Origin of the sequence: Pseudomonas sp. R11-23-07 (assembly GCF_003852295.1) — a bacterium.
Lineage (GTDB): Bacteria > Pseudomonadota > Gammaproteobacteria > Pseudomonadales > Pseudomonadaceae > Aquipseudomonas.
The window spans coordinates 2,435,491-2,461,635 of the sequence record NZ_CP027761.1 but is presented as its reverse complement, the minus strand read 5'-3'; the positions used below and the strand labels follow the sequence as shown (position 1 = coordinate 2,461,635).

The window sequence follows — 26,145 nt, the reverse complement described above, 5'->3', positions numbered from 1 at the left end:
TATGCGTTAAAGCAGGTTTGAAACGCTCAACCTATGGCTGTCAGCTTCTTCAAGTTGGCCTGCGCATCGTCCCGCGCGATGTATAGGAAACTTTTTCCTTCCTGTACCTTGAATAAAAGTTTCATACCGACCAGCTTTTCAAGATCCTTGCGTGCGGTGTTTTCCGAAATGTCATAGTCATGGGTGAGTTCCTTGGGCGTATAAATGCGCCCAGGATGCTGCAGCACTTTCTTCAAGAAATGGCCCTGTCGGTAATTCAACCCCTCCTTTAAATCAAGGGCATCCAACCAGCTCATCAGCTCTACGGCTTCTCGTCTTTTACCCTCGAAATACAACATGAATTCGTTGATTGCGCGTTCGATGATCCGCAACTGGTAAATGACGAAATAGGTCAGATCGAACCCGTCGGTTTCCGTATGGATATATGAACGCCCATATTGCATGGGGGCTTCTTTAAGCAGTGCGCTGATGGAAATGTACTCAAAGGGCCAATAACCACTTTTGAGCATGAACCAATAAAACAAAGCGCGTGCGGTCCGACCGTTGCCGTCTCTGAAGGGATGTTCATAACCCAGCATGAAATGAAGGATGATGGCCTTGACCACTGGATGGATAAAGTGCGCGCCGCCTTGGCCGTCATGCTGATCGTTGGCAAACCTGCAAAGCGCCTCGAGCCTGTCCGGCAGCACTGCGGCCCGGGGTGGTTGATGAATGATTTCATTCCCGGCGCCGCCAACAAAAATATCGTTGGTCGTCCTGATATGCCCAGGGCGAACATCGTCCTCTTCAATACCCGCCGTTGCGATGGCATGAAACTCACAGATCAACGCGACAGATAGCGCTTCGCCCTGGTTGTACTTGGCATGTTTCATCAGGTGATAGTTGTTGAGGATCATCCGCTCATCATCATTCTGCGGCGCACGCTCCTTGGCCAGCATGTCCTTGGCGATTTTGCGCGTAGTCGCCGCACCTTCCAGCTGGGCACTGGAGATTGCCTCCTCCATCATCAATGAATCGACCAGGTACTGAGCATTATCGCGGTACTGAGGAGACGCCGCTGCTGCACCGCCCAGGCTGGAGGTCACAGACTCGACGGCGTGAATCACCGCATCACTGAAATCCGTGGAACATAAGAAAAAAGCGCTACCGCATTCGCTCTTGAGCTCAAGGGTCTTGCTTGCACAGGCCCGGGACATCTTGATGGCGGCCCATGCCGCTTCCTTATTGACGCCGGGTGTGGGGTAACGGCGAAATTCATCCCAATGCAGATATCGGCCTTTGTCATCGACTGCCTTGAAAATGCGTGCAAGCTCGAAAATCTGCAAGCCATGGCGACTCAATAACGTGCCGAAATCAGTGGGTTTATGGATTTTTGCCACAACTGAAACTCAATTTTTGAAAATTGAGTTGATCGTTACGCCTAACGACCAACGTGTCAACGTGTGCAGCGCAGAAAACTGCATTACGCTGCACTTTGTGGCGAGGGAGCTTGCTCCCGCTGGGCTGCGCAGCAGTCCTGAAGCTCTCCCACCCCATCTTCTGTGTCGATTGGGAGGCCGTCACGGGAGCAAGCTCCCTCGCCACAGGTGTGCGGGTTCTTCTTACCCTTCGCGCTTGACCTTCAAGTGCCGCGCATACCACGGCCGCTGCGGCACGCGCTTGAACAGGCCCTTGAGCAGATCGTCATCGGCGCCGAAGGTGATGCGCAGGGCCAGTTTCATGATTTCCGGGTCCATTTCCATCGAGCGTCCCTGCTGCAACCCCGGCGTGGTGCTGCAGCCATGGGTGTCCGGGCCGAGCCAGGGGTCGGCTATTTCAACCCAGCGCCCCGGCGCAAACCAGGCTACGCCGTTGACCTCGAGCCGGGCTACTTCGCCGGGATTAAAGCGTTCGTGGGCGCGAAACCAGTCTTCGATACGGTCATCGATCCAGCCGTGGAAGTGCCAGAACACCGGGTTGACATGAGATGAAAACGGATCGCCGAGGAAGTCGTTTTCCGGCGCATACCAGCGCGCGGCAAAGTCCGCAGGGTCGCGGGCAAACGGCACCGGGGCGCCGTTGGAGGGGTCGCGCGGCACCGAGGCCCAGCGCATGTGCAGCCAGTCGTGCAGGCCCAATTCCATTTCCGAGCCCAATTGGCCGAGCGTCAAGCGGGCCAGGTAGCGCGGGTCGCGGTATTGGGATTCCCACACCTGGAAATTGCTGTGGTAGGTCTCGGCGGCCTTGATGTCGCTGACCCACTGGGTGTAATCGGCGTCGTCCGGCGCCGACCAGCAGGGCGGCAGCGCAAAGCCGTCGTGGTTGTCGAAGTAACGCAAAAAGCCCTGGCGATCACGCTCCAGCGCCGGCTGCGGCGCGGGAAAGTGCGGCCATGACGGCAGCTCCTGCAGGGAGCGGGCAGTGCCGAGCATATGGCGGTGCATGAAGAAAAAGTCGATGCCCGAGCCGTTACGGTCCTTGCGCTTGCCCCGCGCATCGCGCTCCTGGCCACGCGGGCCGGGTTGCCAGCCGATGCCGCGCAGGGCTTCGCGTTTTTCCTCGGAGAGTTTGTGCCATTGGTCACGGCTGGCGTGCCACAGCTGGTGAAACAGGCGATGTTCGGGGGCAATCAGCCACGCCAGCAGGGCCTCGTTGAGGCCGATACGCTGGCGGGCTTCGGGGAACAGCTGTTTGTGGGCGATAAAACGGTTGTCGCGCTCGGTCAATGCCAACGGCCGCTCAAGGTCGAGGATCTGCCCACTGAGGGTGGCGCTGCCGGCATTGCCGAAGTCGGCCCAGACTTCATCGAGGGTCATCTTGAATTCGTAGGCCGGAATACCCGCCGCTGAATCGCGGTCGATCAGACGCCAATAGAGCAACGCGCCCTCGCCCGTCAGCAGATCGCCCAAGACACGGTAGCGCGGCTCGTCGTCGCCACGCAGGTTTTCGGCGGTGTCCAGGTAGCCGCGCAAGCCCCGCCCACGGGGTGCGATATCCAGCAGCAATTGCAGGCCCTGCAACGGCAGGCCCTTGAGGCCGGCATCGCGGCCTTCCAGACGCAGGTTCCACACGCCGCGCAAGGTGTTCGCCAAGTGCTGGCCCTGGGTGTCGGCCAGGTCGACCGTGGCTTCGCCGGGGGTGATCGGGAATTCGTCTTCCCGCGTCAGCTCGCGATGGGCATAAAAGGCCGCAGGCACGGCAGCGCCGGTCAGCGCCAGGCCTGCGATGAACCCACGTCGAGAGATCGTCATTGTCTACCTTAGGAAACGGCTTAATCAGAGCTAGAACGTTTTCAGCCGGGGGAAATTTACCGGCGCTGGGCCGCCCGCTAAATTTCCCCTGCCATCGCTCGTTCTTCCCTGATAGCAACGGCCTCAACTGACTGAGATGGCAATGACAAAACCACGTTCGAAAAAGGCGCTGTATATCGGCCTGCCGCTGGCACTGGCCGTCGCCGCCGGGGCCGGCCTGCTGGCCTGGGATCACTGGTTCAAGGGGAATGCCGGCTACCCGCTGGAGGTGATCAGGCAAGCCAACGAAATGCAGGATCGCCTGTTGTCGTTCGACAGCCATATCACCGTGCCCATGGATTTCGGCACCGCCGGCAATGAAGCCGACAAGGACGGCAGCGGCCAGTTCGACCTGGCCAAGGCGTCGCGCGGCCGCTTGTCCGGTGCGGCCCTGACAATCTTCGGCTGGCCGGAAATCTGGAACGGCCCCAACGCCCCGCACAAACCCACCGACGGCTTTGTCGAAGAGGCCCGCCATGAGCAGGAGGTACGCTACAAGATCATCTCCGGCATGGTGCGCGACTTTCCCAACCAGGTGGGCATCGCCTATACCCCGGACGACATGCGCCGCCTGCATGGCGAAGGCAAGTTCGCGATCTTCATCAGCATGCTCAACGCCTACCCGCTGGGCAACGACCTGAACCAGCTGGACCTGTGGGCGGCGCGCGGCATGCGCATGTTCGGTTTCAGCTACATCGGCAACAACGCCTGGGCGGACTCATCGCGCCCGCTGCCGTTTTTCAATGACACCGCCGACGCCCTTGAAGGCCTGTCGCCCATCGGCCAGCAAGCGGTGCAGCGCCTCAATGACCTGGGCGTGATCATCGACGTGTCGCAGATGTCGACCAAGGCCCTGGAACAGGTCGCGCAGTTGAGCCGCACGCCGATGGTGGCCTCCCATTCGGCACCCCGGGCGTCGGTGGACATCCCGCGCAACCTCAGCGACAAGGAGTTGCAACTGATCAAACGCAGTGGCGGCGTGGTGCAGGTGGTGGGCTTTCCTGCCTACCTGCGCCCCCTGAGCCAGCCGACCCAGGACAAGCTCAACGCCCTGCGCGCACGTTTCGACCTGCCGCCCCTGCCGAACCTGGCGATGGCCCTGATGCCGGGCGACGCGATCATCGCCGCGTGGCCCGAACAGCGCTTCGGCCAATACGCCAGTGAGCTGTACGCAATTCTCGAAGAAGAACCCAAGGCAACCCTCAAGGACTGGGGGGACGCCATCGACTACACCGTGCGCAAGATCGGCATCGACCACGTCGGCATCGCTTCGGACTTCAACGACGGCGGTGGTCTGCAGGGTTGGGAGAACGTCGGCGAGGTGCGCAACGTCACCGCCGAACTGATCCAGCGTGGTTATTCCGAAGCCGATATCGCCAAGCTGTGGGGCGGCAACTTCCTGCGGGTGTGGGAGCAGGTGCAAAAAGCCGCCAAACCCTTGGCCAACCGCGAAGTCAGCCCATGACCGACCGCCGCACATTTCTCAAGCAGGCCGGCGTGTTTGCCGCCAGCCTGCCGCTGGGCGCCGCGCTGATACCCCAGGCGCTGGCAGCCGCCGCGAACGACCCCTGGGCGGGATTGAAGCAGCTGTTCGAGCAGGACCCGGATTACCTGCACTTTTCCAACTTCCTGGTGGCGTCGCACCCCAGGCCGGTGCGCGAGGCCATCGAGCGCTACCGCGCGCAGATCGACCGCAACCCAGGCCTGGCGATGGACTGGGATCTGCAGGAAACCTGGAAACGCGAAGGCCAGGTGCGTGAGTGGGCCGGTCGCTACCTGAACGCCACGCCGCCGCAGATCGCCCTGACCGGCAGCACATCCGAGGGGCTGGCGATGATTTACGGCGGGATCCAGGTGCGCGCCGACCAGGAAATCCTCACCACCGAGCATGAGCATTACGCAACACAGAACGTGCTGGATTTTCGCGTGCGCAAGGAAAGCACCCGGGTGCGCCGTATCCGCCTGTTCGACAGCGCCAGCCGTGTGTCCGTCGATGAAGTGTTGGGCAATATCCAGCGCAATATCCGCCCCAACACCCGTGTGCTGGGCATGACCTGGGTGCAGTCGGGCAGCGGGGTCAAATTGCCCATCGGCGAAATCGGCCAACTGGTGGATGAACACAACCGCCACCGTGACGACAACGATCGCATCCTCTATGTGGTCGACGGTGTGCACGGCTTCGGCGTGGAAGACCTCGATTTCCCTGGCATGCATTGCGATTTTTTCATCGCTGGCACCCACAAGTGGATGTTCGGGCCGCGCGGTACCGGCCTGGTGTGCGCACGCGACCCTCAGAACAGGTACGTCACGCCGATGGTGCCGACGTTCTCAGAAGACAAGGATTTCGCCACCACCATGACCCCCGGCGGCTACCACGCCTTCGAACATCGCTGGGCCGCCGACGAAGCGTTCAAGTTGCACCTGCAGCTGGGCAAGGCGCCGGTGCAGGCGCGAATCCACGCACTCAACACCGAGCTTAAGGAACAGCTGCTGGCGCATCGGCAGATCGAACTGGTCACGCCGTGCAGCCCGGAGTTATCGGCGGGCTTTACCTTCTTTCGGGTCAAGGGCCAGGACAGCGATGCAGTAGCAGCGCACATGCGGCAAAACCGTGTGGTGATCGACGCGGTGGACCGCGATGTCGGGCCGGTCATTCGCACCGCCCCCGGCCTGCTCAACAGCTCGGCCGAAATCCAGCGCTTCATGGCGCTGCTGAGTCAGCGGCTGTGACCCCTTTTTTTATTTGAACGAGACGCTCACATGATGCCCTTTCGACTCAACCCCCTGACCGCCCTGGCACTCACCGCATTGTGCGGCGCCCTGCTCCCTGGCCTGGCCCAGGCGGCTGCACCGCAACCGGGCAAAGTCTTCAAGGACTGCAAGGACTGCCCGGAAATGGTGGTGCTGCCCGCCGGCACTTTCACCATGGGGACCCCGGAAGACGAAGTCGGCCGCGAGCCCGACGAAGGCCCGATGCATGCAGTGACCTTCGCCAAGCCCTTCGCCATGAGCCGCTTCCACATCACCGCCGGCGAGTGGGACAGCTACGTGCGCCAGACCGGGGTGAAGATCGCCAATGGCGATGACCGCCCCGGCCGTGAATGCATCGCCAGCAAGCCGCGCTACCCCCAGGGGCCACGCCAGCCGGCCGTGTGCATGGACATGGACGACATCAAGCGCTACGTGAGCTGGCTGTCGAAGAAAACCGGGCAGCAGTACCACATGGTCAGCGAGGCCCAGCGCGAATACGCCGCCCGCGCCGGCACCAGCGGGCCATTCCCCTTCCCGTTCGACGAAGGCAAGGGTTACAGCATCGCCCAGCACGCCAACACCTACGGCCCGGCGGACGGCTACAGCTATTCGTCGCCGGTGGGCAGCTACCCGCCCAATGCGTTTGGCCTGTATGACATGCACGGCAACGTGTACGAGCGGGTTGCCGATTGCGAGCACGCCAACTACATCGGCGCGCCGACTGACGGCAGTGCCTGGGTGGAGCCGAACTGTGAGGCCTACCAGATCCGCGGCAATGACTGGGGCGAAGCGCCGGTGTTTTCCCGCTCCGGCAACCGCAACAACATCTACCCGCAGACGCGCGGTGACTGGATTGGATTCCGGGTAGTGCGCGACCTCTGATAGCGCAATAGATCCAAATGTGGGAGGGGGCCTGCCCCCGATGGCGGTGGGTCAGGCAAAGATGCAGGCACTGACACTTCCTCATCGGGGCATGGGTATCTACACAATTTTGGCGCGGCCCTGAACCTGTGACGGCTCAGGAGTCGAAGCCTCTCTAACTGACACCCCGCGTTCCAAATGTGGGAGGGGGCTTGCTCCCGATGGCGGCCTCCGGGCCGGCCAGGATGTTGGTTCAGAGCGAGTACATATCCGTTGCTGCGGTAACGGCGGCTTAGGGTTCCGCCCTGACGGCGGGTCACTTTGGAAAAAAGCCCCAAAGTAACCAAAGGGCTCTTGCCCCACCACTCGGCACCTCGCCTAGGCTCGGTGTGCCCGTAATCCGACAGTGATTTGGGGGGCCGCCGCCACGCGCCATCCATGGCGCGGGGCGGCTAAACCGGCATCCCTGCCGGTTTACCCCCCAAATCACTATCGAATTCCGGCCAGCGTGGTTTAACGGGGCGCCTAGATCAAAAGCAAGATCAAGAGCGACTCGCTTCGCATCGTGGTTACCGTAGGCTGCTACAAAGTTGTGTAGATACCTATGCTCATCGGGGGCAAGCCCCCTCCCACATTTGATTGCGCTCAGCCTTTTGTGGCCAACAGCTCCAGGCCTTCATGCAACGCCGGGAACAGGCTGTTGTTGAAGTTGTTCCAGCGCAGTTCGAGGATCGTGTCCTCTGGTGAAATCTCGGTCTTCAATACGTCGTGGAACACTTCGCCGGAATCGATACCGTTATCCACATAGTGGAACGACGCGCCGGTGAGGTACAGCGGCTCCGAAGGCGTGGTGGCCTTGGTCGCCCAGTCCACCACCGTCTGCCCGCGCGCGCCGTATAACGCGTTCCACGTGGCATAGGCGCCACGGCGTTCGTAAGGCGATTCGATACGCGTGATTCCCGGATGGATGTTCATGATGCGCCGCGCAAACGGCGCGCCTGGGCGTACCAAGTCATCGAGGATCACCAGCAAGCCATCCAGCACCACGATGTCAGCGTTCAACTCAACCAGCGTGTCATGCAGGCGCCGCTCGAAATCCTGCTTGCCGGCGATATGTTCGGCGCTGCCCCGTGGCAGGCGGCGGTAGGTCGACGGCACGCTCAGCAGCAGGTCGTTGACCAACGTGCCCTGCACGCGCAAGTCGGCCGGGTACAGCCATTGACGGCCAGGCTGGTAAGCGAACCCGTAATCGGCGACCAGCGCCTGATCCCGCGGGTTTTGCTCATCATCGTCATACACCACGCCGACCAGTTTGTAGGCATCGCCCAGCGAGGTGTCGTTGAGCGAGCCCACCAGAAACTCCAGCACCGACTTCATGTAGCGCTCATGGTCCTTGTAGGCCACCGGCTGCCCGGCCTTGTCGGCGGCGGCATTTCTCAGGGACCAAACATACACCAGGTTCTTTTTCGTCATTGTTTCGCTCTCGCAGAAGGAATACGTACGGCGTGAATAGCCGTGCGCCTACCCAACAGGAACGAACCAGCCCCCGCGCAATTTATCCCCGCGCCGGCACCGCCCGGCACGCCGGGCTAAATAGTCGCGCCGACACTTCGTTTGTCATGGGTAAGGGTCTGTGTGCCCAGCCCCTCTTTTCACTCTCCGGGATGTATTTATGACCGACCCCAAACGCGGCGCCTTCAACGGTTTGCTCGCCCTGCTCCGGCCCTTTCGCGCCATTGTGACGGTCTCCGTGGGCCTCGGCATGGTCGGCGGCCTGGCCATTACCCTGCTGCTGGCCACCATCAATAACGCGCTGCATTCGGCCGACGGCATGACCCAGGGCGTGGTGATGACCTTTGCCGCGTTGTGCGTGGTGGCGCTGCTCAGTTCGATCATTTCCGACATCGGCACCAACTACGTCGGGCAACGAATCATCGCCGCCCTGCGCAAGGACCTGGGCGAAAAGGTGCTGTCGGCGCCCATCGGGCAGATCGAACGGTATCGCTCGCACCGCCTGATTCCGGTGTTGACCCACGACGTCGACACCATCAGCGACTTTTCCTTCGCATTCACGCCCCTGGCTATCGCAGCCACGGTCACTCTCGGTTGCCTGGGCTACCTGGCCTACCTGTCCGTGCCGATGTTCCTGATGATGGTGGTGGCGATCATTATCGGCAGCGCCGTGCAATTCATCGCCGGCGGCAAAGGCATTCAGGGCTTCGACCTGGCGCGCAGCCATGAAGACGAGCTGCAGCGTTACTACAACGCGATTGCGTCCGGCGCCAAGGAACTGCGCATGCACCGGCCACGGCGGTTTCGCATGAACACCCATCGCATCCAGGAAACCGCCGACCGCATCAGCGATATCCAGGTGCGCTCGGTCAATATTTACATCCTCGCCAAGACGTTTGGCTCGATGCTGTTCTTCGTGGTCATCGGCCTGGCCCTGGCAATGCAGGCGTACAACCCCAATCCTGATCCGACCGTAATCACCGGGTTCGTGCTGGTGCTGCTGTACATGAAAGGCCCGTTGGAGCACCTGCTCGGTTACCTGCCTGTGGTCGGCAAGGCCAAGATTGCCTTTGGCCGCATCAGTGAGCTGTCGGAACGCTTCTCGTCGCCGGAACCCCACCTGTTGATGGACGACAGCGAAGCGCCAAAGCCGGTGGTCAACAGCCTCGAGCTGCGCGACGTGAGTTATAGCCCGCCAGCGGTCGAAGGCAGCGAGCCGTTCCACCTGGGGCCGATCAACCTGAGCATCAAGCAAGGCGACATCGTGTTTATCGTCGGTGAAAACGGCAGCGGCAAGACCACCCTGATCAAGCTTTTATTGGGCCTGTACCCGCCCCAGACAGGCGAGATTCGCCTGAACGGCGAAGCGGTCACCGACCCGGAACGCGACGACTACCGCCAGTTGTTCACCACGGTATTTTCCGACTACTACCTGTTCGACGACCTGGTGCAAGGCAGCGCCACCCAGTCCCTGGACAGCGCCACTAAATACCTGGAACGCCTGGAAATCGCGCACAAAGTCAGTGTCAAGGACGGTGTGTTCAGCACCACCGACCTCTCCACCGGCCAGCGCAAGCGCCTGGCCTTGGTCAACGCCTGGCTGGAAGAACGCCCGGTGCTGGTGTTCGACGAATGGGCCGCCGACCAGGACCCCGCCTTCCGCCGAATCTTCTACACCGAGCTGTTGCCGGACCTCAAGCGCCTGGGCAAGACCATCATCGTGATCAGCCACGACGACCGTTACTTCGACATCGCCGATCAACTGGTGCGCCTGCGCGCCGGCCAAGTGGTGCACGAGATGGAACCGGCGTGAATTTTATTTTCCGGTTTTTCGAGGTAGGAACGTCTCACTAGTGGTAATGAGAATTAACCTCAATAGATACGTATAACTGCCCACTTAAAACCTAGAAGAGAAAGCATCCATGCCAGCACGACTCGGTCTCAGCCCCCTGAGCAAAGTGTTATCCATGCGCAGGGCCCTGAACATGAACCTTCTTCCGAGTGCCTTGGCACTGGCGGTGTCGCTGCCGATTGCAGGCTATGTACAGGCCCAGGAGATCGAGTTGAACATTCCTGCCCAGCCGCTGGGGAGCGCGCTGCAGGAATTCGGGCGCCAGACCAATGTGCAAGTGTTGTACAGCCCTGGCGATGTGCAGGGTAAGAACAGCCGGGCCATCAAGGGCAAGCTGCAGCCGCAGCAGGCCATCGATGCATTGCTGGCAGGCAGCCAGACCACCTACAGCCTCAACGGCAATACCTTGACCGTTGCTGCTGCCAGCGCGGGTGGCGGGCTGGAGCTGAGCCCAACCCAGGTAACCGCCAACTACCTGGGCAACATCACCGAAGGCTCGGGTTCCTATACCCCGGGCACTATCGCCACCGCCACGCGCCTGACCCTGACACCCCGGCAAACCCCGCAGTCGATCACAGTGCTCACCCGCCAGCACATCGAGGACTTCGGCCTCAACAACATGGATGACGTGATGCGCCACACCCCGGGCATCACGGTGTCGGCCTATGACAGCGACCGTACCAACTACTATTCCCGTGGTTTCTCGGTCAACAGTTTCCAGTACGACGGCATTCCGTCCACCGTGCGTAACGTCGGTTACTCGGCGGGCAACACCTTGAGCGACATGGCGATCTACGACCGGGTTGAAGTGCTCAAGGGCGCTACCGGCCTGCTCAATGGGGCAGGCTCTTTGGGGGCAACCATCAACCTGATCCGCAAGAAGCCAACGGCGGATTTCAAGGGGCATGTGCAACTGGGCGCCGGTTCCTGGGACAACTACCGCAGCGAAGTGGATGTCAGCGGGCCCCTGACCGACAGCGGCAATGTGCGTGGGCGTGCGGTCGCAGCCTATCAGGACAAGAAGTCCTTCATGGACCACTACTCGCGCAAGACCGAAACCTACTACGGCATCACCGAATTCGACCTGTCCCCCGACACCATGCTGACCGTGGGCTTCGATTACCAGGACAACGTTCCGCAGGGTTCGAGCTGGTCCGGCTCCTTCCCGCTGGTCAATTCCAACGGCAGCATCAACAAAATGCCGCGCTCCTACAACAATGGCACCACCTGGAGTTCCTGGGAGCAGAACACCCGTACCGCGTTCGCCATGCTCGAGCATGACTTGGGTGACGGCTGGGTGACCAAGTTCCAGCTCGACCACAAGATCAACGGCTATCACGCCGACCTTGGTTCGATCCAGTTCGTCCAGCCGGCAGCCGATGGCACCGCTGAAATCAACGGGCAGAAATACACCGGCGAAACCAAAAGCACTTCCGCCGACCTCTACGCCACCGGGCCTTTCAGCCTGTTCGGCCGCGAACATGAGCTGGTGGTGGGCGGCTCGATCGGTACCTCGCGCTGGCAGGGCAAGGGTTACTGGGCGCCGGAATGGCCGGGGGGCAATAAAGTCGATTTCTATAATTGGAATGGCCATATCTCTAAGCCGATCTACGGCCCGGCCCAGCAGTACATCGACGACACCATCCGCCAGACAGGCTACTACGTGACCACACGCTTGAACGTGATGGATGACCTGAACGTGATCCTTGGCGGGCGCGTGGCTAACTACCATGTGACGGGCAATAACCCTTCCTACAAGGAAACCGGCCGGTTTATCCCGTACGCCGGGGTGATCTACGACCTCAACGAAAACTTCTCGGCATACGCCAGCTACACCGATATTTTCCAGCCGCAGGAAAGTACCTATAAGGATCGCAACGAAAAGCTGTTGGAACCGGACGAAGGGCAAAACTACGAGATTGGCCTCAAGGGCGAATTCTTCGAGGGCCGCCTGAACACCAGCATCGCTTACTTCGAGGTGCATGAGACCAACCGCGCGATTTCGGACGATGCGTACAACAACCAGACGCCGACCCCGCAAAATTATGCGTTCAAAGGCTCCAAGGCCGTGACCAAAGGCTATGAAGCGGAAATCTCCGGTGAACTGAGCCCAGGCTGGCAGGTGCAAGGTGGCTACACCCACAAGATCGTGCGCGACGATGACGACAAGAAGATCTCCACCTTCGAACCCGAGCATCAGGTCAATCTGAACACCACCTACAAGCTCAAGGGTGACCTGGACAAGTTCACCATTGGCGGCGGCGTACGCTGGCAGACCAAGGGCTGGAACGAGATCTGGAACGAGCCACTCGAAACCAACCAGGACATCACCCAGGAATCCTACTGGCTGGTTGATTTGATGACCCGTTACCAGGTCACCAAGAACCTGTCGGCGACGGTCAACTTCAACAATATCTTCGACAAGTCCTACTACACCAATGTCGGTTTCTATAACTCCGCCGCCTACGGCGAGCCGCGTAACGTGATGGTCAGCACCCGCTGGGACTTCTGACCGCACGGCGACAAGCTCCCCAATCGGCGGAGTAATGAAGATCCAAATGTGGGAGGGGGCTTGCCCCGATGGCAGTGTGTCAGTCAATACATCTGTTGACTGTGACACCGCCATCGGGAGCAAGCCCCCTCCCACATTGGATAATGCCGTCCTGATCCGCCTCGTAATGGTCAGCATCGCTGGACACTGATCGCACTGCGGCAAGCTCCCCAATCGGCGGAGTAATGAAGCTCCAAATGTGGGAGGGGGCTTGTTCTGGTCAAGTTTTTCCGGACACCGATTACGGTGATCAAGCCGCCTCCTGCTCCATGGCTATTGGCGACAGGTAGTTGTTGTAGCTGTGGAGCCTGATTCGGTTGTATCGCATGAAGAAGCTGGTCATATCCTGCTTGGCTTCTTCAACTGTCATATAGCCCTTGGTGGGCACCCACTCTGATTTGAGCGTCCCGAAGAAACGCTCTGTTGGTGCATTGTCCCAGCACTGCCCTCTGCGGCTCATGCTTTGGGTTATCCCATACTCCAGCAACGCGGACTGAAAGAGCTGGCTGGTGTATTGGCAGCCTTGATCCGAATGAAACATCAAGCCTGCATGTTTGCCTCGAACCTCCACCGCCATTCTCAGCGCCTTGCTAACCAGGTTGGCGTCATTGATCAGAGAAAACGCCCAGCCAACGATTCGGCGGGCGAACAGATCAATGACCACTGCCAAGTGATACCAGCGTTTCCCAACCATTAGGCTGGTAACGTCGCCGCACCAGACTTGATTAATTGCGGTTGGCTCGAAGTTACGCTCAAGCAGGTTCTTGGCCACAAATGCTTCAACGCCTCTAGAGCGATATTGATGGCGGCGGCGCTGTCTGCTGGCCAGATTTGCCTCCGCCATAAGTTTTCCGGCCAGATGCCGACCTACCTTGATCTGCTGGGCCTTCAAGTGCTGAGAGATCATCCGTGCACCTGCGCTTTCTCGGCTTTCGACATGCAGTTGCACGACTTTTGCTCTAAGCGCGTCACGCTTGGTATTTGGCGCTGAGCGACGCTTAAGCCAGTCATAAAACGCGCTGCGGGAAACGCCTAGCGCACTGCAAAGCAGGCTGGTCGGATATGAACTCGACTCCCTCAGTTCCTCGATCAGGAAAAACGATCGGGATCCGACATCAAGAGAGCCGTAGCCTTTTTTAAGATTTCAGCCTCACTCTCCAGGCGCTTGACCTTGGCTCGTAGCTGTTGAAGCTCTCGCTGTTCGTCGCTGATAGCCTTGGTACCTGCCACTGGCTGCCCTTTGTGACGCTCTTTACGAACCTGATCAACCCAGCGGCGCAGAGCCGTAGGGCCAACGTCCATCGATGCACAGACGTCGGGAACTGAGCAGTTATCATCAAGAACCATGCTTGCAGCACGTTGCTTGAACTCGTGGGTGTAGGTCTTTCGCTGTTGCATGGAACCTCCTGATTGGGCGAATCATATCGCCCTTAAGAGGTGTCCGGGATCATTAGGCCAGTTCAGCTTGCCCCCTCCCGCATTGGATACGGGTTACCCCATCGCCTCCGCCAAGCTGCGGATGAACACGGCACTGTCGACAATGCCGTCGTGGTCCGTCTCGATCATCACCGAACGCTCGATGCGTCCCTGGCTGATCACTGTCGCCATCTGCTGTTCGATCAATTCCCTGAAGCGCCCTGCCCGGCTCATGGACGCCCACCAGCAACTGACAGGCGCCTTGAGCGGTTTGAAGTCGGCCGCCACCATCCGTTCGCTCAGCGCCCGATCGACGTCCCAGGCAATCTGCGCTTCGTTACCGTGCAGCAGTTGCTCCTTGATCGCGATAAAGGTGTCACCCAAGGCCTGCTCAGCCCAGCTCACAAACCCTTGCCATTGTCCCGCTTCATCCTCGGCATCGCGCTGGCACTGCGCCCAGGCACGCTGAATCGCGTCGGTGAATTCAGGGAACATCACGCCCAATAAAGCGGCACGGCGCTCGTTGGCTGACACCTCACGATCGTCCCCGACGTCCACTGCGTCCCAGTAGGGTTTGACCCACTGCGGCGGTGCGGCGTCGATCCACCCCACAAACTCCACGTCACGCCCCGCCTGTTCCAGGCCGTGCGCCACTTCCATCGCCAGGTTACCGCCCAACGACCAACCGGCCAGACGGAACGCACCCTCAGGCTGGGCCGTCAACAGTTGTGCGATGTAATCCTCGATCATCACTTGCCAGTGCGGCACCGCTGCGCCTTCCTCGGCCAAGGCACGGCACATCACCCCCAATACCGGGCGCTGTTCGCGCAGTGCCAGGGCAATTGCGGTGTAGCAATGCACCGAGCCAAAACTTGGGTGGAACAGGAACAACGGCGTGCCTTCGGTCCGTTGGTTGAGCTTGACGATCAACGACGTGCGGCTATCGCCCTGCACGCATCTGACCTGACCCGCTACGGTCGGGTTAAGCATCAACTGACTGACCGTCACGTTCACGCCGCTGACTTTGCGGATGCGTTCCTTGAGCATCAGGACCCGCAACGAATGGCCACCCAATTCGAAGAAATTGTCGTGCAGCCCCACGCGCTCCACATCCAGCACCTCGCTCCAGATCGCCGCGACCTGCCGTTCGAGTTCGCTCTGCGGTGCCTGGTACTGCTCGGCGCCGTGGGCCTGCGGCTTGGGCAACGCCTTGCGATCCAGCTTGCCATTCGGGCTCAGCGGCATCTGCGCCAGCAGCACCCACTGCGCCGGCACCATGTAATCCGGCAACTGCTCGGCCAGGTGCGCAACCACCTGCGCCTTCCAATCCTCCTGAGTTGTTTGCAGCACCAGGTAACCCACCAGATGCGTGCCGTCGACGGCCAGCACCGCCGCTTCGCGGACGCTGTCGAGCGCCAGCAGGCGTGCTTCGATTTCACCCAGCTCGATGCGCAGCCCCCTCAGTTTTACCTGATGGTCGATGCGCCCGGCGTATTCAATCACGCCATCGTCGCGATAACGCGCCAGGTCGCCGGTGCGATACAAGCGCGCGCCGCTGCCGAACGGGTCGGTCACAAAGCGTTCGGCGGTCAGCGCCGGGCGACGGTGATACCCCCGCGCCAGGCCAACACCGCCCAGGTACAACTCGCCCAACACACCGACCGGTGCCGGTTCCAGGTTGTCGTCGAGCACATAGCACGCCAGGTTGGCGATCGGCCGGCCAATCGGCACGGCGTCGCGGCCTTCCTCGACACAGGTCCAGTGGGTCACGTCAATCGCCGCTTCGGTCGGGCCATACAAGTTGTACAACCCGGCGCGGGGCAGCTTGGCGAAGACCTGCTGCTGAGCGTCCGCGGGCAGCGCTTCACCACTGCACACAATGCGTTGCAGGCTGTGACACGAGGCGACGTCCGCGTCCTGCAAAAAGGCTTGCAGCATGGACGGCACGAAGTGCAGCGTGGTGATGTGCTGCGCGTTGATCAGGCTGACCAGCCTGGCCGGGTCACGATGGTCGCCCGGTGCGGCCACCACCAGCCGTGCGCCGGTCATCAACGGCCAGAAGAACTCCCACACCGACACGTCAAAGCTGAACGGGGTTTTCTGCAGCACGCTGTCGTACGCGTCAAGGCCATACGCCTGCTGCATCCAGCATAGGCGGTTGGTCAGCGCACGATGGCGATTGCCGGCGCCCTTGGGTTGGCCGGTGGAGCCGGAGGTATAGATCACATAGGCGAGGTTTTCGCCCTGCACCGCGATGTTCGGGTTGTGGGCGCTGAAGGCGTCCAGCCAGGCATCGCCGCTTTCCAGCACCAGGCTTTGCACCCCCGCCGGCACCGGCAGTTGCGCCTGCAAGTGGGCCTGGGTCAATAGCAGTTGCACGCCGCTGTCCTCCAGCATGTAGGCCAGGCGCTCACGCGGGTATTCCGGGTCCAGCGGCACATAGGCACCGCCCGCCTTGAGCACCGCCAACAGGCCGACGACCATTTCGATCGAACGCTCCAGCGCCAGCCCCACCAGCACATCCGGGCCGACGCCGGCAGCCATCAGGCGATGGGCCAGACGATTGGCCCGCGCATTCAATTGCGCATAACTCAAGGTCTGCCCGGCGAACACCAACGCCGGGGCCTGTGGCGTGCGTTGCGCTTGGGCCTCGATCAACTGGTGCACCGCTTGATCCAGCGGATACTCCACCGCCGTGGCGTTCCAGGCCTGCACCACCGTTTCGCGCTCGGCTGCAGCCATGGACGGCAATGCACCGAGGCGTTGGGAAGCATCGTCGGCCAATGCCAACAATAATTGTTGGAAATGCTCGGCCAGGCGCTGGATGTGCGTCGCGCTGAAGGCCTGGCGGTCGTAGTTGAACTCCACACCCAGGCTGTCGCCCAGCGCCAACAAGACCGTCAATGGGTAGTGAGTCTGCTCCAGGCTGTGCACCGCACCAAAGCGCAACCCCGACGGCGCGCCCTGCTCCAAGGCCTCGGACACCGGGTAGTTTTCGAATACGAGAATACTGTCGAACAGCGCCTCGCCGCCCAGGCCGGCCCAGCGCTGGATCTCGAACAACGGCGTGTGTTCCTGCTCACGCAAGCCCAGGTTCTGCTGCTGGATCTGCTGCAGCCACTGGCTGACCGACATCTGCGCATCCGGGGTCGCCACCACCGGCAAGGTGTTGATGAACAAACCGACCTGCTGTTCGATCCCGCGCAGTTGCGCCGGGCGCCCCGCCACCGTGGCGCCGAACGCCACGGTCGCTTGCCCGGTGTGCTGGCGCAGCAGCAACAGCCAGGCGCTCTGCACCAGGGTGTTGAGGGTCACTTTGTTGCGCTGGGCGAATGCCTTGAGGCGTTCAGTTTGCGGCACGTCAAGGCTCAGGCGATGCTCACCATTTACAGTCAGGGCCGTGTCTGGCTGGGCATGTGTGCCCCGTGCCAGGCGCGTGGGTTCCTGCAAGTCACTCAACTGGTCTTTCCAGAACGCCTGGCTGAGCGCCTTGTCCTGGGCTTGCAGCCAGGCGATGTAATCGCGATAACGCCCGGTGGGCGCTGGCAACGGCTCACCCGCATAGTGTTGCAACACCTCGCCGAACAACTGCGAACCGCTCCAGCCGTCCATCAGGATGTGGTGGTTGGTGTAGATCAAGTGATAACTCGACGCGCCGGTGCGCACCACCGTCAAGCTCAACAGGGGGGCCTGTTCCAGCACAAAGCCCTGGGCCCGTGCCGACTCGGCGAGGCTGTCGAGGGCCTGGGCGCGGTCCTCGCGGGTCTGCCAATCCAGCTCGAAAAACGGCAGGCGTGCCTGCTTGTAGACCACCTGCAGCGGCTGCTCCAGCGCGGTCTGCCAGACAAACCCGCTGCGCAGGATCTCGTGACGCTCGACCGCCGCCTGCCACGCCTGGTGGAAGCGCGATACATCCAGGCCGTGCACGTCGATGCGCATCTGGTTGATGTAGTCACCCGAGCCTTCGCCATACAGTGACTGGAAGAGCATGCCTTGCTGCATGGGCGACAACGGGTACAAGTCTTCGACCTCGGCCGCGTTCAGCGCCAAGTCGTCAAGCTGGTGCTGGCTCAACTGTGCCAGTGGGAAGTCGGAGGGCGTCACGCCCTGGTTGGCAGGCGTGCAGCAGTGGTCGATCAGGGCCTTGAGTTCCTCGGCGTACTCGTCGGCCAGTTGCTGGACAGTCGCCTGGGCAAACATGGCCTGGCTGAAACTCCAATTGAGCTTCAGCTCGCCGCCATACACCTGGCCATTGATTTCCAGCCAGTTGCCCAGTGGCGCCTCCGGGCTTTGCTCGGCACCGCTGGCGTCACCGGACGGCGCGAACAACCCTGCTTGCTCAGCGCTGTCGAAGCTGGCGTCGAACTGCCCCAGGTAGTTGAACGTGATGCGTGGGCGCGGCAACGCAGCCAATGCCCGCTGGGCTTCGGCATCGCCCAGGTAACGCAATGCGCCGAAGCCCAGGCCTTTGGCGGGGACGGCGCGCAGCTGTTCCTTGATCTGTTTGAGGGAGCCGGCCAACGTCGCGGCCGGCAGCAGTTGCAACGGGTACAGGCTGGTGAACCAGCCGACGGTGCGGGTCAGGTCGATCTCATCGAAGAGGTCTTCGCGCCCGTGGCCTTCGAGCCTGATCAACATCGACTCGTCACCGGTCCAGCGCGTGATCACACGGGCCAGGGCGGTCAGCAACAGGTCGTTAATCTGGGTGCGGTAGGCGCTCGGCGCATCCTGCAGCAGGCGCCGGGTGTAGGCCGGGTCCAAATGCGTGGTCACACTCAGCGCCAAGTGATTACTCAGGCTGGCCTGCGGGTCTGCGCCCGGCAAGCCGGACGGGCTGCCCTGCAAGTGCGTCTGCCACCAGGCCAGCTCGTGTTGCAAGGCCGTGCTGCGCGCATAGGTCTGCAAGCGCTCGGCCCAGGCTCGGGTGGCGCTGGTCTTGGCCGGCAGTTGCACGGCGGCGCCCTGGGCAAGTTGCTGGTAAGTGCTTTGCAGGTCTTCGAGCAGGATGCGCCAGGACACACCGTCGATCACCAGGTGATGGATGACCAGCAACAAACGCTGGGAACCGTCGGCCGACTGCGCCAGCACCGCGCGCAACAATGGCCCGGCACTCAGATCGAGGCTACGCTGGGCTTCTTCGCCCAGGGCCTCAAGCTCCTCGACGCTATTCAAGTGGGTCTGCCACAGCACCTGGTCGGCCTGGTGCTGTTGCGGCTCGCGATACGCCGCGCTCCAGCCCGCCGGCCCGTGCACAAAGGTGCTGCGCAGCGCATCGTGATGCACAATCAGCGCCTCGAGCGCGGCGGCCAACAGCGGTGCCTGCAACGGTTGGTGTGGTCGCAGTACAACGGACTGGTTCCAGTGGTGGCGCTGGGGTATGTCATCGGCAAAAAACGCCTGCTGCACCGGCAGCAGCAGTAAGGCGCCGCTCAGCGCCGACTGATCCAGCAGCACTGCGCCGTCGCCTTCCCGGGCGACAGCCGCCAGGCTCTGCACGGTCTGGTGCTGGAACAGATCCTTGGGCGAGAACCGCACCCCGGCCTGACGCGCGCGGCTGACCACCTGGATCGAAATGATCGAATCGCCGCCCAGCTCGAAAAAGTTGTCATGCAAGCCCACTTGCGGCAGGCGCAACACGTCGGACCAGATCGCAGCGATTTTGCGTTCCAGCTCACTCTGCGGCGCCACATACACCTGCTGCATCAGGCTCACATCCGGCAACGGCAGGCCCTTGCGGTCGAGCTTGCCGTTGGGGGTCAGCGGCATGCGTTCGAGGAACATCAGGTGCGTGGGCACCATGTAGTCCGGCAAACGGGTTTTCAGGGCGCGGCGCAGGGCTTCGCGGCCGTTGGCTTGGGCGACGGCATCGTCGAGCAGGGCCGGGTCCAGCGGCACCACGTAGGCCACCAATTGCTTGCCGGTCGGGCCGTCCTGGGCCACCACCACGGTTTCGCCGACGCTGTCCTGTTCACGCAAACGCGCTTCGATTTCGCCCAGTTCGATACGGAAACCACGGATTTTCACTTGATGGTCGACGCGGCCGAGGTAGTCCACTACGCCATCCGCACGCCCACGGGTCAGGTCGCCGCTGCGGTACACACGGCTGCCGGGCTTGCCGTACGGGTCCGGCACGAAACGTTCGGCGGTCAACGCCGGACGTTCCAGGTAACCCCGCGCCACGCCCTCGCCGCCGAGGTACAACTCACCGGCCACGCCGATGGGTTGCAGGTTGAGCTGGGCGTCGAGCACGTAGCCGCTGCGGTTGCCGAGCAAGGTGCCAATGGGCGCGTACACCGCGCCGCAAGGGTCGCCTTTGCGCGCCTTCCACAGCAGCGGCGTGACCACGGTTTCGGTGGGGCCGTAGCCGTTGAACAGGTAGGTCGGTTTCAGTGCGCGCCAGGCCAGGTCATAGCTGGCCTGCGCCACCGCATCACCGCCAAAGCAGTACACGCGCACCGCCGGTGGGTTGCCGTCGCGTTCGGCATGTTCGGCCAGTTGTTGCAGGTACACCGGCGGGAATACGGCCATGGTCACGTTGTGGCGGTGCATTTGTTCGTAGGTGTATTCCGGCAACCACAGGCTGTCGTCACGGATCAACACGCTGGCGCCGTTGATCAAGGGGTGCATCCAGCCTTCGTGGGCACCGTCGAAGGCGAACGACATGAAGTGCAGTTCGCAATCGGCCGGGCTGGTTTCATAGCGCTCGCCAGTGGCGATGATGTGCGCCACCAACGGCCCGTGGGGCACCGCCACGCCCTTGGGCATGCCGGTGGAACCGGAGGTGTAGATCACGTAGGCGAGGTTGTCGGCGTGCAGTGCCACATTCGGCGCCGCGTCATGCGCATCGCACCCAGCCAGTAGCTGGTCCACCGCCAGGGCTTGCAGGCCGTCCGGGATCGGCAAGCGGTGTTGCACCGCCGAGTGGGTCAGCAGCAGCCGCGAGCGACTGTCCTGCATCATGTACAGCAGGCGGTCACGCGGGTATTCGATATCCAGCGGTACGTACACGCCACCGGCCTTCAGCACGGCGAGGAAGGCCACCATGATCTCGGCGCTGCGCGGCATGGCGATGGCCACCCGCACTTCCGGGCCGACGCCACGGGCGATCAGCGCGTGGGCCAGGCGGTTGGCCTGGCGGTCCAGCTGGCCGTAGGTGAGTTGCTCGTCCGCAAACTTCACCGCCACCGCCTGCGGGGTTTCGCGGGCGCGGTCGGCCACCAATTCATGCACCAGCCGCAGGGCCGAGAAGCCGGATTCGGTACGGTCCCACAGTTGCAGGATCTGTTGCTGCTCGGCGGTGTCCAGCAGGCTCAACTGGCCAAGCTGCTGCCGAGGGTTGGCGACCATGCCCTGCAACAGGTTCTGCCAGTGGCGCGCCATACGTTGCACGGTGCTGGCTTCGAACAGGTCCTGGGCATATCCCAGGGTGGCCCAGATACCTTCGGTGGACTCCTGGATATCCAGGTCCAGGTCGAAATGCGCGGTCTTGCTTTGCCACTCCAGCCCTTCGACCAGAAGTTGCGGCAATTGCTGCTGGACCTGGGCCTGGCCGACGTCGGTCTGATGGTTGAACATCACCTGGAACAACGGGTTGTGGCTCAGGCTGCGCTCCGGTTGCAGGGCTTCCACCAGCTGTTCGAACGGCAGGTCCTGGTGGGCCTGGGCTTCCAATGCGCGCTGGCGGGTGTGTTGCAACAGCTGCTCGACGCTCATCTGGCCGTGCAGCTCGGCCTTGAGCACCTGGGTGTTGACGAAGAAACCTATGAGACGCTCGGTTTCGCTGCGATTGCGGTTGGCGATGGGCACGCCGACGCGGATGTCTTCCTGGCCGCTGTAGCGGTGCAGCAAGGTCTGGAACGACGCGAGCAGCAACATGAACAGGGTCACGCCCTGTTGCTGGGCCAAGGCCTTGAGATTGTGGCTCAGTTCGGGGGCCAGTTCGAAGGCCAGGCGCGCGCCACGGTGGCTTTGCACGGCCGGGCGCGGGTGATCGAACGGCAGCTCCAGCACGCTTTGCTCGCCGCCGAGCCGGTCGCGCCAGTACGCCAGCTGGCGGTCCTTTTCGCCCGCCTCCATCCAGTTGCGCTGCCACACGGCGTAGTCGGCGTACTGGATCGGCAGCGCCGGCAGTTGCACATCAAAGCCTTGGCTGTAGCCCGCATACAGCTGCACCAGTTCCTCGACCATCAACTGCATCGACCAGCCATCGGAGACGATGTGATGCTGCACCAGCACCAGCACATGCTCATCCGCCGCCAGGCGCAGCAGCGACACGCGCAGCAACGGGCCGCGTTCGAGGTCGAACGGCTGCGCGATCAGCGCCTCGACCTGGGCCTTGAGTTCGGCATCGTCGACCTCGGCGTGCGCGATCTGCAACGACGCCTGCGGCTCGATCACTTGAACCGTGCGCGCGTGATCCTGGCGCAGATACGTGCGCAGGCTTTCATGCCGGGCCAGCAAGGCGTCGAAACTGCGTTGCAACGCAACCGGGTCTAACTGCCCTTTCAAGCGCAGCGCGCTGGGGATGTGGTACGCGGCGCTGTGGGGTTCCAGCTGCCAGAGGAACCACTGGCGCTCCTGGGCGTAGGACAGCGGCAAGGGGTGCTCGCGCCCAGTCGGCAATAAGGCTGGCGCGGCCGGCACCTGGCTGTCCTGGGCCTGCAATGCCGCGACAAATGCGTCCAATCGTGGGTACTCGAACAGCGCCTTGAGCGGCACCTCCAGCTGCAATGCCTGACGAATGCGCGACACCACTTGCATCGCCAGCAACGAATGCCCGCCCAGTTCGAAGAAATGCTGGTTCAAACCGACATTCTCGACACCGAGAATATCCGCCCAGACCGTGGCGATCTGTTGCTGCAACGGCGTGACCGGCGCCAGCCAGTCCGATTGCGCCGCGTTGGCGTCGGGCTTGGGCAGGGCCTGGCGGTCCAGCTTGCCGTTGGGGTTGAGCGGCATGCGCTCGAGGAAGATCAGGTGCGCCGGCACCATGTAATCCGGCAGGTGCGTGCGCAAGGTGGTCAGCAACTGCTCGCCGGTGTTTTCGCGCTCGGCCTCGCTCAACGGCTGTGCGGGCACCAGATAGGCCAGCAACTGATTGTCAGCCGCCAGCAACAGCGCTTCTTGCACGCTGTCCTGGGCCAGCAGCAAGGTTTCGATCTCGCCCAGTTCGATGCGGAACCCACGAATCTTCACCTGATGGTCGACCCGCCCGACGTACTCCACCACCCCATCGGCGCGATAACGCGCCAGGTCGCCGGTGCGATAAAGCCGCTCGCCGCAGGCGTTGAACGGGTTGGCCACAAAACGCTCGGCGGTCAGGCCCGGACGCTGCAGATAAGCGCTGGCCAGGCCGCTGGCGCTGGCAATGTAGAGTTCGCCCACGGCACCGACCGGCAACAGGTTCAGGTCACGATCGAGCACCAACAAGCCACGCCCAGGGACTGCGCGGCCAATGGGGCTGGCAGTGACGCCGCTGATGACGTCGGGGTCGGTGCAGTCCAGCACGCTGGAGACCACGGTGGCCTCGGTCGGCCCATAGGTGTTGAGCAGCCGCACATGCCCCAGGCCCGCGCGTTGCCACAACAGCGGGCCGTCCAAGGGCATGGCTTCACCGCCGATATGTACCTGGCGCAAGGCGCCATAATGCCGCGTACCCGCCGCCAGGCAATCCTGCAAAAACAGCTTCCAGTACGCCGTGGGCAAATCGGCCAAGGTGATGCCCTGGGCGATGATCTGTCGGTACAGCTCGGCGCCGTCCCACAGCTGCGGCCCGCGCAGCACCACCGTAGCGCCGAGGGTCAGGGCCGGGTACAACTGCTCGACGAAGCCGTCGAAATTCAGGGTCGCGAATTGCAACACCCGATCCTGCGCGACCAAGTGCGAGTACTCGGCGGCGATGCCGGCGAACTCACTCAACGCCGCGTGGCTGATGGCAACGCCCTTGGGCTTGCCGGTGGAGCCTGAGGTGTAGATCACATAGGCCAGGCTTTGCGGCTCAAAGTCGCCGGGTGGATTGTGATCTGCGCACAACGCCAACGACGCCTGGGCAAGGTCGATCGCCACGGCGTCTACCTGCGCCGGCAATGGCAAGCGCTCGCGCAGGTGCGACTGGGTCAACACCAGGCGCACGCCGCTGTCCTCGAGCATATGCAGCAGACGCTCGCGCGGGTACTCGGGGTCCAGCGGCACATAGGCGGCGCCAGTCTTGAGCACCGCCAGCAAGCTCACCACCATGGCAAAGGAGCGCTCCACGGCGATCCCGACCAATGCGTGCGGGCCGACGCCACGGGCGATCAAGTGGTGCGCCAGGCGGTTGGCCTGGCGGTTCAACTCGCCGTAACTGAGGGTTTGATCATCCAGGGCCAGGACCTGGCGTTCGGGCTGCTCGGCGGCCTGGGCCTCGAACAAGTGGTGCACGCCTTGCAATGCACGGGCGCAGGCCGGGGCATTCCAGTCCTGGAGCATGCGCTGCTGCTCGGCGGCCCCCAGCATCGGCAGCTCGGCCAGACGGCTGCGCGGCGCGCTGACCAGCGCCTGCAACAGCTGCTGCCAGTGCTGCGCCAGGCGCTCAATGGTCGCTGCGTCGAACAGGTCGGTGGCGTAGCTCAACGCCGCCCACAGCCCGTCGGCTGACTCGTGGGTATCCAGGCTCAGGTCGAAATGCGTGGTCTGGCTGTCCCAGTCCAGTTCCACCACGCGCAGACCCGGCAATGCCTGGCCGTCGCGCGCGCCCTGGGCGTCGGTCTGATGGTTGAACATCACCTGGAACAACGGGTTGTGGCTCAGGCTGCGTTCGGGTTGCAGTGCCACCACCAATTGCTCAAACGGCAGGTCCTGGTGGGCCTGGGCCTCCAGGGCGCGCTGCTTGGTCTGTTGCAGCAGCTCGACAAAACTCATCTGCCCGTCCAGGTCAGCCTTGAGCACCTGGGTGTTGACGAAAAACCCGATCAGCCGCTCGGTTTCGACGCGGTTGCGGTTGGCAATCGGCACGCCGATGCGGATGTCCGACTGCCCGCTGTAGCGATACAACAGGGTCTGGAACGACGCGAGCAGCAGCATGAACGGGGTGACGCCCTCCTGCTGGGCCAGACGCTTGAGGCCGGCGACCAGCTCGGGTTGCAGATGCACCTGCAAGCTGGCGCCGCGATGGCTTTGCTGCGCCGGGCGCGGACGGTCCAGCGGCAACTCCAACACCGGTTGTTCACCGCCCAGCAACGCCTGCCAGTAGGCTAGCTGCCGCGCCCGCTCCCCCGCTTCCATCCAGCCGCGCTGCCACAGAGCGTAGTCGGCGTACTGGATCGGCAGTTCCGGCAGTTGCAGGTCCTGGCCTTGGCTGTAGGCGGCATACAATTGCACCAGCTCTTCGACCATCACCTGCATCGACCAACCATCGGACACGATGTGGTGCTGCACCATCACCAGCACATGGTTATCTTCAGCCAGTTGCAACAGGGTCACGCGCAGCATCGGCGCCTGGTGCAGATCGAAAGGCTGGGCCACCTCCGCTTCCACGCGCGCCATCAACTGCGCTTCATCGATCTGCGCCTGCTGGATCTGCACCCGCACCTCGGGCAGCACGGCCTGGCGCACCTGCTCACCGTCCTCGATCAGCTGCGTGCGCAAACTTTCATGACGGGCCAACAGGCTGTCGAAGCTGCGCTGCAGGGCCGCCAGGTCCAGCCGCCCCTGCAAGCGCAAGGCGCCGGGGATGTGGTAAGTGGCGCTGTCTGGGTCCAGTTGCCAGAGAAACCACTGGCGCTCCTGGGCGTAGGACAACGGCACCGTGTCGCTGTCGTGACGCGTCGGGGCAATCGGCAGTTGAGCGAAACTCATGCCCCGGCCCTGCAGACGCTGATAGAACTGCTGGCGTTGTTCCAGAGGCAGGCGAAGAAAGCGCGACACCAGGTCGACGTTAGGGTTGGAAAGCATGG

The 26,145-nt window shown here is 62.3% G+C and carries 11 protein-coding genes; 5 read left to right on the top strand and 6 right to left on the bottom strand.

All coding sequences use genetic code 11. From position 1 onward, the window contains the following. Positions 1–26: 26 nt before the first annotated feature. Both C4J84_RS11220 and C4J84_RS11215 read right to left on the bottom strand, forming a co-directional pair. Positions 27–1,379 carry a Fic family protein gene (locus tag C4J84_RS11220; RefSeq protein ID WP_124370480.1) on the bottom strand — a complete coding sequence of 451 codons (1,353 nt, stop codon included), beginning with the start codon at positions 1,377–1,379 and terminating at the stop codon, positions 27–29. Between the two features lie 222 nt (positions 1,380–1,601). After that, a complete protein-coding gene (locus tag C4J84_RS11215; protein WP_124370479.1) occupies positions 1,602–3,230 on the bottom strand; it encodes a PvdJ/PvdD/PvdP-like protein in 1,629 nt (542 codons plus the stop codon). 142 nt (positions 3,231–3,372) lie between these two features. On the opposite strand from C4J84_RS11215, the gene pvdM reads away from it, so the two are divergent. From pvdM to C4J84_RS11200, 3 genes are read left to right on the top strand one after another with little or no spacing between them, the layout of a single operon-like run. Next, the gene (gene pvdM, locus C4J84_RS11210) at positions 3,373–4,734 is read left to right on the top strand and encodes a pyoverdine-tailoring dipeptidase-like protein PvdM (RefSeq protein ID WP_124370478.1); all 1,362 of its coding nucleotides are present in this window, start codon (positions 3,373–3,375) and stop codon (positions 4,732–4,734) included. Further along, positions 4,731–5,999 (top strand): aminotransferase class V-fold PLP-dependent enzyme, encoded by a 1,269-nt coding sequence (locus tag C4J84_RS11205; RefSeq protein WP_124370477.1) that lies wholly within the window; start codon positions 4,731–4,733, stop codon positions 5,997–5,999. Before pvdM ends, C4J84_RS11205 begins: the two co-directional genes overlap by 4 nt. A gap of 30 nt (positions 6,000–6,029) precedes the next feature. Then, positions 6,030–6,902 carry a formylglycine-generating enzyme family protein gene (locus C4J84_RS11200; RefSeq protein WP_124370476.1) on the top strand — a complete coding sequence of 291 codons (873 nt, stop codon included), beginning with the start codon at positions 6,030–6,032 and terminating at the stop codon, positions 6,900–6,902. A gap of 624 nt (positions 6,903–7,526) precedes the next feature. On the opposite strand, the gene C4J84_RS11190 is transcribed toward C4J84_RS11200, so the two are convergent. Further along, on the bottom strand, positions 7,527–8,354 hold the full coding sequence (locus tag C4J84_RS11190) for a N(5)-hydroxyornithine transformylase PvdF (protein WP_124370475.1): 828 nt from the start codon (positions 8,352–8,354) through the stop codon (positions 7,527–7,529). Positions 8,355–8,553: 199 nt separating this feature from the next. On the opposite strand from C4J84_RS11190, the gene C4J84_RS11185 reads away from it, so the two are divergent. Further along, positions 8,554–10,206, top strand: a complete 1,653-nt coding sequence (locus tag C4J84_RS11185) for a cyclic peptide export ABC transporter (RefSeq protein WP_124370474.1) — start codon at positions 8,554–8,556, stop codon at positions 10,204–10,206. A 109-nt stretch (positions 10,207–10,315) separates the two neighbouring features. Continuing rightward, on the top strand, positions 10,316–12,757 hold the full coding sequence (locus tag C4J84_RS11180; RefSeq protein ID WP_124370473.1) for a TonB-dependent siderophore receptor: 2,442 nt from the start codon (positions 10,316–10,318) through the stop codon (positions 12,755–12,757). Positions 12,758–13,046: 289 nt separating this feature from the next. On the opposite strand, the gene C4J84_RS11175 is transcribed toward C4J84_RS11180, so the two are convergent. The 3 genes from C4J84_RS11175 to C4J84_RS11170 all read right to left on the bottom strand — a co-directional run bounded on the left by C4J84_RS11175 (position 13,047) and on the right by C4J84_RS11170 (position 26,143). After that, on the bottom strand, positions 13,047–13,877 hold the full coding sequence (locus tag C4J84_RS11175; RefSeq protein WP_256660183.1) for an IS3 family transposase: 831 nt from the start codon (positions 13,875–13,877) through the stop codon (positions 13,047–13,049). Between the two features lie 8 nt (positions 13,878–13,885). After that, positions 13,886–14,194 (bottom strand): transposase, encoded by a 309-nt coding sequence (locus C4J84_RS26425; RefSeq protein WP_256658866.1) that lies wholly within the window; start codon positions 14,192–14,194, stop codon positions 13,886–13,888. 93 nt (positions 14,195–14,287) lie between these two features. After that, positions 14,288–26,143, bottom strand: a complete 11,856-nt coding sequence (locus C4J84_RS11170) for a non-ribosomal peptide synthase/polyketide synthase (RefSeq protein ID WP_124435336.1) — start codon at positions 26,141–26,143, stop codon at positions 14,288–14,290. Positions 26,144–26,145 lie beyond the last annotated feature (2 nt).